The sequence below is a fragment of the Micromonospora sp. KC606 genome (assembly GCF_004348675.1).
Taxonomy (GTDB): domain Bacteria; phylum Actinomycetota; class Actinomycetes; order Mycobacteriales; family Micromonosporaceae; genus Micromonospora.
In genome coordinates this window covers 1-10431 of sequence record NZ_SMKN01000202.1, presented here as the reverse complement: position 1 = coordinate 10431, position 10431 = coordinate 1, and the positions used below count along the sequence as shown (strand labels likewise).

The 10431-nt window shown below is 74.1% G+C and carries 8 protein-coding genes; all 8 read left to right on the top strand.

Going from position 1 to position 10431, the window contains the following annotated elements:
* The first annotated feature begins 1711 nt into the window (after window positions 1-1711).
* The gene (locus tag E1193_RS25905; RefSeq protein ID WP_132185802.1) at window positions 1712-2338 is read left to right on the top strand and encodes a hypothetical protein; all 627 of its coding nucleotides are present in this window, start codon (window positions 1712-1714) and stop codon (window positions 2336-2338) included.
* A gap of 149 nt (window positions 2339-2487) precedes the next feature.
* Window positions 2488-2949 carry a DUF948 domain-containing protein gene (locus E1193_RS25900; protein WP_132185801.1) on the top strand — a complete coding sequence of 154 codons (462 nt, stop codon included), beginning with the start codon at window positions 2488-2490 and terminating at the stop codon, window positions 2947-2949.
* Between the two features lie 31 nt (window positions 2950-2980).
* Window positions 2981-3286: a hypothetical protein gene (locus tag E1193_RS25895; RefSeq protein ID WP_132185800.1), complete on the top strand. Its 306-nt coding sequence runs from the start codon at window positions 2981-2983 to the stop codon at window positions 3284-3286.
* A complete protein-coding gene (gene alaS / locus E1193_RS25890) occupies window positions 3283-5961 on the top strand; it encodes an alanine--tRNA ligase (RefSeq protein ID WP_132185799.1) in 2679 nt (892 codons plus the stop codon). The genes E1193_RS25895 and alaS overlap by 4 nt, the downstream gene beginning before the upstream one ends.
* Before the next feature lie 72 nt (window positions 5962-6033).
* Entirely contained in the window at window positions 6034-6495 is a 462-nt protein-coding gene (gene ruvX, locus E1193_RS25885; RefSeq protein WP_132185798.1) for a Holliday junction resolvase RuvX, read from the top strand.
* Window positions 6492-7691 (top strand): endolytic transglycosylase MltG, encoded by a 1200-nt coding sequence (gene mltG / locus E1193_RS25880; protein WP_132185797.1) that lies wholly within the window; start codon window positions 6492-6494, stop codon window positions 7689-7691. Before ruvX ends, mltG begins: the two co-directional genes overlap by 4 nt.
* 52 nt (window positions 7692-7743) lie before the next feature.
* Window positions 7744-8568 (top strand): shikimate dehydrogenase, encoded by an 825-nt coding sequence (locus E1193_RS25875; RefSeq protein ID WP_132185796.1) that lies wholly within the window; start codon window positions 7744-7746, stop codon window positions 8566-8568.
* A gap of 90 nt (window positions 8569-8658) precedes the next feature.
* Window positions 8659-10185, top strand: a complete 1527-nt coding sequence (locus E1193_RS25870) for a family 16 glycosylhydrolase (protein ID WP_132185795.1) — start codon at window positions 8659-8661, stop codon at window positions 10183-10185.
* Window positions 10186-10431: the final 246 nt, after the last annotated feature.

Below are 10431 nucleotides of genomic sequence, written 5' to 3'. Positions count from 1 at the left end.
GCGGGGTGGTTGGCCCGACGACACCGAGCAGCGTCCGCGCCCCGGTGAGGCGCCCTGGCCGGGAAACACGGCGCGCCCCGGCCATCGTGGCCCGGACCGCCCGCCGGCCCACCCGCCGCACGCTCCCGCCGCGCCCGTCCCTGACGCCGCCGGCGCGGCCCGGCCCTCGGCGCCCCGTCCGCTGTCCGGCTGGGACGGCCCTCCCCAGGAGAGGGCCGGTGGCCAGCCGGCCACGAACCCGGGACGCCGGCCAGCTCCGGACAGCCGGGACAGCGGCGACCGCACGGCGGACGGCACCGATCCCGGCCATGCCGGCCGGCGGCGTGCCGCCGAGCCGGCGCAGCCACTCGTGCCGGAGAGCGGCAACGCGCCGCCGCTGCCGCCGGCGACCCCGGCCGGACCCGCATCGGCCGGGCGTGACCCCCAGGGGCGGCACGGCCAGCGCACCGACGGCCCCCCACCCGTCGCGCGGCAGGGCACGCCACCGGGGAAAACCCACGCCGACCGACCGGCGCGGCAGGCCGACTGGCCCCGCCGGGGGACCGACCCGCACACCGACCCCGCGCGGCCGGTCGTCGACCGGCCCGGTCCGACCGGTGCGGGCGCTGTCGTACCCGGCCCGGACGCGCCGGGCCGGCGCAACGGCCCGCCTGCGGCCGGTCGCATCCGTCCCGGTGCCGGGCCGTCCGCAGCACCACGGGAGGCGCCGTCCGGCCCGGCCCGGGGAGCGGCCCGCCCGGGCGCCGTCCCGCCGGTTCCCGCGACGGGTCCGGCCCGGCCGCTCGACCCCACGCCGGGGCCCGCCGCGCGTCCCGGCGACGTCGATCCGGGGCCAGGCGCGCACGCCTCCCGACCGGACGGGATGCCCGCCGCCCCCGTACCCGGGCAGGCCGGCCGGGCCGTCGGTCCCGGCGGGCGGGCTGTCGCGCCTGCCCCGGGGCAGCCCGGCCCGGCGGCCGGTGCCGCCGGCCGCGCGGGAGTGCCCGCCCCTGAGCAGGTTGGCCGCGCCGGCGTTCCCGTCCCCGAACCGGGCGCGCGTCCCGGCGGGCCGGCCGACGGGCAGGGTGCCCGGCCCGGCCAGCGCCCCGGCCGGCCCGAACTGGTGCCGGACCAGGGTCCGGGCCGGCGCTCCGCCGGTCGGCAGCGGCCGGCCGACGTGGGACGGGCCGGGTTCCCCGGCGCTCCCGCGCAGGGCGTGGCCTCACGACCCGGCGCTGCCGTCCCGGTTCCCGGTGGCCCTCCCGAGCCCGGCCCAACCGGTGCTCCGCGTCCGGGCGGCCCGGTGCCGGCCCGGGGCGCGGCGCGTCCGGAGGCGCCTGCCACCGGAGCGGCCCGACCGCCTGCCCCAGCCGAGGATCCGCGCCGCGACGGCCCCGCGCCGGTCGGCTCGGGGCCCGGCAGCCCTGGCCAGCCGGCGGTCGCCCGAGCCGCCGCCCCGGTGGCCCGACCCGACGAGGCCGGTCGCGCGGCGTCGCCCCAGCGGCAGCCCGGTCGGCCCGAGGCCGCCGGAACGGCCTCCGTCCCGCAGCAGTCCCGCCCCGACCAGCCGATCCCCCCGGCACGCGCGGCGGCGGCCGTGCCGGTGGACGTCGGAGCGCGACCGGCGGAACCGGCGGGCGTTCCGCCGCTGCGCCCGGTCGCCGAGGAGGAGCCGCCGACCGGGGACGACGCTGGTGGACTCGGCGGCGCCCGCTCCGAGCTGCGCCGCCGGATGCGGGAGCGGCGGCGGCTGCGGCTGGGCATCCTGGTCCTGGTCAGTGTGGTGCTGCTCGGCGCGCTGCCGCTCTACTTCGGCATCCGCACGCTCAGCCGGGACCCGGTCTTCGACACCCTCGACGAGCTGGACGTGCCGGGCTGGGCGGCGGTCGAGCCGGTGGACAACGTCAGCGGCAACCGCTGGTGCCTGCAGGACTGCCGGCTGCGGGAGCGCACCGTGGAGTCGGAGCGCTCGCCCGAGGAGACCGCCCGGGTCTACGCGGCGGCGCTGCGCGAGGACGGCTGGGAGCCGTGGCAGGTCGACCTCTGCCCGCAGCAGCCCGACAAGGGCAACTACACCTGCTGGCGACAGGACGAACTCACCCTCGACCTGTGGGTGCGCGTGCCCTCCTGCCTGCCGCCGCCGGTCGACGGCGCGCCGGCGGTGCCGCCGCCGTCCGCGCCGGCCTCGCCCGCGGCGGCGGAGTGCACCGGGTCGTTGGTGTCGATGAAGGTCCGCAACGCGATCGACGACGACCGGACCCGTCCACAACCCAGCACCGACCCCTCACTCACCGGTGAGGACCCGTTCCCCACGCTCACGGAGGATCCGCTCGGCGAGCCGACACCCTCACCGTCCTGAGCCGGTTTTCATCACGGACGGTAGGGTCTGGGGCTGGCGGGTCCGCCCGTGGTTGTTGACCGTGGGTGGGTCGGTGGGTGCCCTGTGTGGGCAGACGGTCGCGCGTTCCGGGGCGTGGGGCCCCGGAACTCTGCTGGAGGAGGACAGGCGTGGAGCTTGGAGAGGTCGCGGCGCTGATCGCGGCGATCGCGTTCGCGATGCTGGTGCTGATCCTGACGCTGCCGATCCTGCGACTGCGGCACACCGTGGACGCCGCGACCCGGATGATCAACGACCTCAACGACCAGACCGGTCCACTGCTGGGTGACGTGAACACCACGGTGAAGAACGTCAACACCGCCCTGGAGCAGGTGCAGACCTCGCTCGACGGGGTGAACCTCCAGCTCGCCAAGGTGGACACGATGACCAGCCACGCGCAGAACGTGACCGCCAACGTGGCGAACCTGGCCACCGTCGTCTCCGCCGCCGCGGCCAACCCGCTGGTCAAGGTCGCCGCCTTCGGCTACGGGGTGCGCCGGGCCGCGGCGGCCCGCCGGCACGCCGAAACCGAGCGTGAGGTGCGTGACACGATCAAGCAGCAGCGGCGCGCCACCAAGCGCGGCAACGGCTGAGCCGGTCGGGGCGAGCGGGAGGACTGAGAGCATGAGGCGACTGTTCTGGCTGGGCGTGGGGCTGGCCGTGGGTGTGGTGGTGGTCCGCAAGGCGACCCGCACCGCGCAGGCGTACACCCCTGCCGGCATCGCGAGCGGGCTGTCGGAATCGGCTGGCGGCCTGGTCGAGTCGCTGCGTAGCTTCGTGGCGGACGTCCGCGTCGGGATGGCCGAGCGCGAGCAGGAGATCCACGAGGCGTTCGCCCGCGGCGAGGCGTTCGACGACCAGTTCGCCGAGCTGCGGGACGACCCGCGCATCGGCGACCGAGAGATCTTTCCGGAGGAGCACCAGCGATGAAGACGGCGGAGATCAAGCGGCGGTACCTCGCCCACTTCGAGGCCAACGGCCATGCCGTGGTGCCGTCCGCTCCGCTGCCCGCCATCAGCGACCCGAACCTGCTGTTCGTCAACGCCGGCATGGTGCAGTTCGTGCCTTACTTCCTGGGCCAGCAGACCCCGGCGTACACCCGCGCGGTCAGCGTCCAGAAGTGCCTGCGCACGCCGGACATCGACGAGGTCGGCAAGACCAGCCGGCACGGCACGTTCTTCCAGATGAACGGCAACTTCTCCTTCGGAGACTACTTCAAGTCCGGGGCGATCCCGCTCGCCTGGGAGCTGGTCACCAAGCCGGTCGACGCCGGCGGTTTCGGGCTGGACCCGGAGCGGATCTGGCCGACGGTCTACCTGGACGACGACGAGGCGTTCGACATCTGGCGCTCGGTCGGCGTGCCGGCCGAGCGGATCGTCCGCCGGGGCAAGAAGGACAACTTCTGGTCGATGGGCATCCCCGGCCCGGCCGGGCCCTGCTCCGAGCTGTTCTACGACCGGGGCCCGTCCTACGGTCGTGAGGGCGGACCGGAGGTCGACGAGGACCGGTACATGGAGTTCTGGAACCTCGTCTTCATGCAGTACGACATCGCCGACGTTCGGAGCAAGGAGGAGTTCCGGATCGTCGGTGAGCTGCCGGCGAAGAACATCGACACCGGGATGGGCCTGGAGCGGATGGCCTCCATCCTCCAGGGTGTCGACAACCTTTACGAGATCGACGAGGTCCGGCCGATCCTGGACCGGGCGGCGGAGCTGACCGGCAAGCGGTACGGCGCCCACTCCGGTCAGGTGGCCAGCGAGTCGCACCCGGACGACGTCCGGCTGCGGGTGGTCGCCGACCACGTCCGCACGGCGCTGATGCTGATCGGTGACGGGGTGACCCCGTCCAACGAGGGGCGCGGTTACGTGCTGCGCCGGATCATGCGCCGGGCCATCCGGGCGGTGCGGCTGCTGGGCTGGCAGGACCGGGCGCTGCCCGAGCTGCTGCCGGTGGCGCGGGACTGCATGTCCCCGTCCTACCCGGAGCTGGCCGAGGAGTTCGACCGGATCTCGCAGTACGCGTACGCGGAGGAGGACGCCTTCCTGGCGACGTTGCGCGCCGGGACGACGATCCTGGACACCGCGATCGCCGAGACGAAGTCGGCGGGGAGGCCGGCGCTCTCCGGCGACAAGGCGTTCCAGCTGCACGACACCTACGGCTTCCCGATCGACCTGACCCTGGAGATCGCGGCCGAGCAGGGCCTGGCGGTCGACGCCGAGGGCTTCCGCCGGTTGATGGCCGACCAGCGCAACCGGGCGAAGGCCGACGCGCAGGCCCGCAAGACCGGGCACACCGACGTGTCGGCGTACCGTTCGGTGCTCGACGCCGGCGGGGCGGTCGAGTTCACCGGCTACACCGAGCTCAACCGTGAGTCCCGGGTCCGGGCGCTGCTCTCCGGCGGGGCCCAGGTCGCCGCGGCGGTCGAGGGCGACACCGTCGAGCTGGTCCTGGACACCACGCCGTTCTACGCCGAGGGTGGCGGCCAGCAGCCCGACCAGGGCCTGATCACCGTGGGCGGCGGCCAGGTCGAGGTCTTCGACGTGCAGCAGCCGGTGCCGGGTCTGATCGTGCACCGGGCCAAGGTGCTGCGCGGCGAGGTGCGGGCCGGCGAGACCGGGTACGCCGAGATCGACGGGAGCCGGCGGCGGGCGATCTCCCGCTCGCACACCGCCACCCACCTGGTGCACCAGACGATGCGCAACTTCCTCGGCGAGTCGGCGACCCAGGCGGGTTCGCTGAACGCGCCGGGCCGGCTGCGGTTCGACTTCAACACCCCGACCGGGGTGGCGCCGAGCGTGCTGCACGACGTGGAGCAGCAGGTCAACGAGGTGCTCCTGGCGGACCTGGAGGTGCACGCCTTCGTCACCACGCAGGAGGAGGCCCGCCGCATCGGCGCGATGGCGCTCTTCGGCGAGAAGTACGGCGATCGGGTCCGGGTCGTCGAGGTCGGCGACTACGCCCGCGAGTTGTGCGGCGGCACCCACGTGGCCCGGTCGGCGCAGCTCGGCCTGGTAAAGATCCTCTCCGAGTCGTCGGTGGGTTCCGGGGTTCGGCGCATCGAGGCGCTGGTCGGCATGGACGCGTTCGGTTTCCTGGCCCGCGAGCACCTGCTGGTCTCCCGGCTGGCGGAGCTGTTCCGGGTGCCGGGCGACCAGGTCGCCGACCGGGTCGAGCAGACCGTGACCCAGCTGCGCGACGCCGAGAAGGAGCTGGAGAAGCTCCGCGCCCAGCTGGTGCTGGGTGGGGCGGCGGCGCTGGCCGGGCAGGCCAGGGACGTGCGGGGCGTGGCGTTCGTGGGCACCGAGGCGCCGGAGGGCGCGGCCGGTAACGACGTGCGTACCCTCGCCCAGGAGATCCGCGGCAAGATCGATCCGGCTCGGCCGGCGGTGGTCGCGGTGGCCGCCCGTGCCAACGGCAAGGCGTCCCTGGTGGTGGCGGTGAACGCGGCGGCCCGTGGTCGGGGTCTCGCCGCGAACGACCTGGTCAAGGCGGCCTTCTCCGGCCGGGGCGGCGGCAGCCCGGACGTCGCCCAGGGCGGGGGCCTGCCGGCTGCCGAGGCGCCGAACCTGCTGCTCACCGTCGAGAAGGCGATCGCCGAGGCGTGATGTCGTCGGCTGGGAGCCAGGGCGGACCGACCGGGTCCGCCCTGGCTCACCGTATCGCGGGGGTGTCCGGCCATGGGTGAGCTGTCCCGGGGTGTCCGGCTCGGCGTGGACGTCGGCCAGGTCCGGGTCGGGGTGTCGCGGTCCGATCCGCACGGCATCCTGGCCACCCCGCTGGTCACCCTCGCCCGTGACCTGACGGCGGCGCCGGACGCCGTGCCGACCGACCTGGCGGAACTCGCGCACCTGGTGACCGAGCACGAGGTGGTCGAGGTCGTCGTCGGCCTTCCGATCAACCTCGCCGGCCGGCACGGCCCGGCCGCGCAGCACGTGACGGCCTATGCCCGCCGTTTGGCCGAGGTGGTGGCGCCCGTTCCGGTCACGCTCACCGACGAGAGGATGTCGACGGTCGTCGCATCTCGTAGGCTGTCGGAGCGGGGCGTCCGGGGAAAGCGCCAACGTGCGGTGGTCGACCAGGCCGCCGCGGTCGAGATCCTGCAGAGCTGGCTAGACGCGCAGCGGAGGCGGACGGAATGATCGACGATCTGGACCTCGGGTTCGACGAGCAGGAGAGGGGGGAGAAGGGGCGGCACCGGCGCGGCTTCCGCAAGCGCAACAGCAAGTCGGGTGGCGCGGGCAAGACGGTTTTCGCCCTGGTCATGGCGCTGGTGCTGCTGGGCGGCATCGGCGGTGGCGCGTTCTACGGCTTCGACCGGATCCAGAACTACTTCGTCACCCCCGACTACGACGGCACGGGGAAGGGTGACACCACCGTCGAGGTGAAGCAGGGCGCCCTGATCGCCGACATCGGCGACGCGCTCGTCGCCGCCGACGTGGTGAAGAGCACGAAGGCCTTCATCGAGGCGGCCGAGGCGAACTCGCGGGCCAAGAACATCCAGCCCGGGCTCTACAAGGTGCGTAAGCAGATGAGCGCGGAGAGCGCGCTCGCCATGCTGCTGGACCGGAAGAACAAGATCACCAATCAGGTGACGATTCCCGAGGGCCGCACCGCCAAGGACACCTACAAGCTGCTCTCCGACAAGACCAAGATCCCGGTCAAGGAGTTCGAGGCCGCCGCGAAGGACCCGGAGGCGCTCGGCGTCCCGGACTGGTGGTTCGTCCGCAAGGACGGCAAGAAGGTCACCAAGTCGATCGAGGGTTTCCTCTACCCGGACACCTACGAGATCGCCCCGAACGCGACCGCCGAGACGATCCTCAAGACCATGGTCGAACACTTCCTCACCGTCACCGGCGAGATGAAGTTCGCCGAGACGGTGCAGGAGAAGCGGGGCGGGATCAGCCCGTACGAGGCGTTGATCGTGGCCTCCATGGCGCAGGCGGAGGCCGGTAACGCGGACGACCTCGGCAAGATCGCCCGGGTGGCGTACAACCGCGCGTACAGCGGCGACTTCCCGTGCAGCTGCCTGGAGTTCGACGTCTCGATCAACTACTACTGGCAGTTGACCGGCAGGAAGACCAAGGCGTCGAAGGACATGACCACCGCGGAGATCCGCGATCCGAAGAACCCGTACAGCACCCACGCCAACCCGGGCCTGACCCCGACCCCGATCAACAACCCCGGCAAACAGGCCCTGGAGGGGGCGATGGACCCGCCGGAGGGCAAGTGGCTCTTCTTCGTCGCGATCGACAAGCAGGGGCACTCGGCATTCGCCGAGACCAACGCCGAGCACGACCGCAACATCGAGAAGGCGAAGAAGGCGGGCGTCCTCTGAGCGGTTACGCTTCCACCGTCCAAGATCGTGAGTCGGGGAGTCGGGGAGTGACGTGACGGCGGTGCACAGGGCTGCGGTGCTCGGAAAGCCGATCGCGCACTCCCTCTCCCCGGTGATCCACAACGCCGGTTACGCCGCCGCCGGGCTCACCGGGTGGTCGTACACCCGGATCGAGTGCGCGGCCGACGAGCTGCCAACCCTGGTCGCCGGCCTGGGCCCGGAGTGGGCCGGGTTGTCGGTGACCATGCCGGGCAAGGAGGCGGCGCTCGCGGTCGCCGACCTGGCGTCGCCGGTCGCCGCCGCCGTCGGCGCCGCGAACACGCTGGTACGCCGACCCGACGGCTCCTGGTATGCCGACAACACCGACGTGTCGGGCATGGTCGAGGTGCTCACCTCGGCCGGGGTGAACGCCGGCGGCACGGTGACCGTGCTCGGCGCGGGCGGCACCGCGCGGGCGGCCCTCGCCGCGGCGGCCCGGCTCGGCGTGTCCGGGGTGACCGTGGTGGCCCGGCGGGCTACGGCGGTCGACGAGCTGCGGCCGGTGGCCGACGCGCTCGGGGTGGCCCTGACCGGAGCCGGCTGGGACACGGCGGCGACCCACGCCACCGCCGACGTGGTGGTCGCCACCGTCCCGAAGGGTGTCGCCGATCCGCTCGCCCACCAGATCCGGTGGCGTGCGCCCACCGTCGTCTTCGACGCCCTCTACGACCCGTGGCCGACCCCGCTGGCCGCCGCGGCGTCCGCCGCCGGCTGCCGGGTGGTCTCCGGGCTCGATCTGCTGCTGGCCCAGGCGGTCGGCCAGTTCGAGCAGTTCACCGGCGTCGCCGCGCCCCGCGTGGCGATGGCCGCGGCGCTCGCCGCGCACCGCGCACGCTGAACCCCGGTGGCATCCGTTCGGGCGACGGACGGCGGGGCACCCCGTCGATACGCTGCTGCCGGTAACCGTCACCGACCCGGGGAGCGTCCCGTGAGCAGGCCCGGACTCCACCGCGCGGTCGCCCGGCTCGGCGCCCGCCGCCGGGCCGCCGCCCTGGGGATGCTGAGCGTCGGCGTGGTCGCCGCCGTGGCGGCCACGATGATGCCGCTGGGCGCGGCCGAGGTGCCCCCGCTGGCGCTCACCGCCGTCGCCGACACCACCGTCAGCCAGGTCCCGCAGGACGGTGACAACGGGGCGAAGACGACCCTCGCCAGCTGCCCCGAACTGTGCGACGGCAACCGCGCCGGCCGTCGGGACGCCCTGGTCGGGTTCGCGGTCCGTGGTCTACCCGCCGACGCGGTGCGCATCCGTGCCATCCTGCGGATGTACACCTGGCAGCCGGCCACCGCCCGGGTCCGGGTGTACCCGGTCCGGGGTGGCGCCGACGGGCCGGGCGGCTGGGAACGGCGGCCCGTGCTCGGCACCGCGGTGGCCGGGCGGGAGGAGGTCACCGCCGGCTTCAACGAGTTCGACGTCTCCGCCGCGGTCACCGGCAACGGCCCGGTCTCCTTCGCCCTCGTCCAGGAGACCCGACCCAGCCGCATCTACTGGGCCTCCCGGGAGAACGGCAGCGCCGCCGTCCGGCCGCAGCTGGTGCTGGCCTACCAGCGAGGGCCGGGAGCGGCCCCGGCCGGTGGCGCCGCGCCGCCCGGGGCGGCGGCGACGTTCGGCGTCCGGCCCGGGTCGCCGGCCCGCCCGGGCCCGACCCGCGTGCCGTCGCCGACCCGGCCGATCGCCCCGCCGACCACCAGCCCACCGACTGCCGGCCCGCCGGCTTTGCCGTCCCCGGCTCCCGGCAGCCAGGTGCCGGGCTGGCGGCTGGTCTGGTCCGACGAGTTCGACGGCCCGACGCTGGACCGGTCGAAGTGGAACCTGCGCGACAACGAGGGCCGCGACATCGACCGTGGCTGCAACGTCGACGAGCCGGACAACACCTTCGTCTTCGGTGGGATGCTCACGCTGCGCGCGCTCCGGCGGACCGTGACCTGCGGCTCGCAGACCCGGGAGTACACCCAGAGCTACCTGGACACCATCGGCCGGCACTCGTTCCGGTACGGCCGGTTCGAGGTGCGGGCGCAGTCGCCCAACAGGCCGGTCGGCTCGCGAGGGCTGTGGCCGGCGTTCTGGTTGCGCCCCGAGGACGGCGGCCGGGGCGAGATCGACGTGGTCGAGCTGCCCGGCGGCAGCGACTGGTACCGGGCCGCCACACTGGCAATCTTCTACGACTACAGTCCGGTCAAGCAGGACGTGCGGTACGCCTTCCCGGTCGGGCATCCGGGCGACGGCTTCCACACGTACACCACCGAGTGGGAACCGGACGCGATTCGCTGGTACGTCGACGGCCGGCTGGTCTGGCAGCGCGACCGCGGCACCACGCCCTGGTTCGACGAGGTCTTCCACAAGCCGTACAACCTGCGGTTGAACTTCCAGGTGGGCGGCTGGCTCGGCCACCCCGACCCCGCGACCCGCTTCCCGGCCGACTTCCGCGTGGACCACGTGCGGGTCTGGCAGCGCTGAGGGCTCCGTCGTCCGGGGGAGACGGCTCGCCGGCCCGACCCGCCGGCCGGCCCGGCGGTCCGGTCCTCGCCCGTGCGGCCTATCGTGTCCGCCAGCGTGAGCCCACGGACGGGACGGGAGGCGGAATGTCGGTGCACCGGGCGGCGGACCCGCGGGGCCGGGCCGACGGCATCGGTTGGGTGAGCCGGGCCATCTTCGGCGACCCCCGGCTGTGGCTTGACGTCTCCGCCACCGCGTCCCCACCGC

What these genes read in the sequence shown, in the direction of transcription:
- E1193_RS25905 (WP_132185802.1), top strand. Translation starts at nt 1,712, where the DNA reads ATGCGGGAGCGGCGGCGGCTGCGGCTGGGCATCCTGGTCCTGGTCAGT.
- E1193_RS25895 (WP_132185800.1), top strand. Translation starts at nt 2,981, where the DNA reads ATGAGGCGACTGTTCTGGCTGGGCGTGGGGCTGGCCGTGGGTGTGGTG.
- ruvX (WP_132185798.1), top strand. Translation starts at nt 6,034, where the DNA reads ATGGGTGAGCTGTCCCGGGGTGTCCGGCTCGGCGTGGACGTCGGCCAG.
- mltG (WP_132185797.1), top strand. Translation starts at nt 6,492, where the DNA reads ATGATCGACGATCTGGACCTCGGGTTCGACGAGCAGGAGAGGGGGGAG.
- alaS (WP_132185799.1), top strand. Translation starts at nt 3,283, where the DNA reads ATGAAGACGGCGGAGATCAAGCGGCGGTACCTCGCCCACTTCGAGGCC.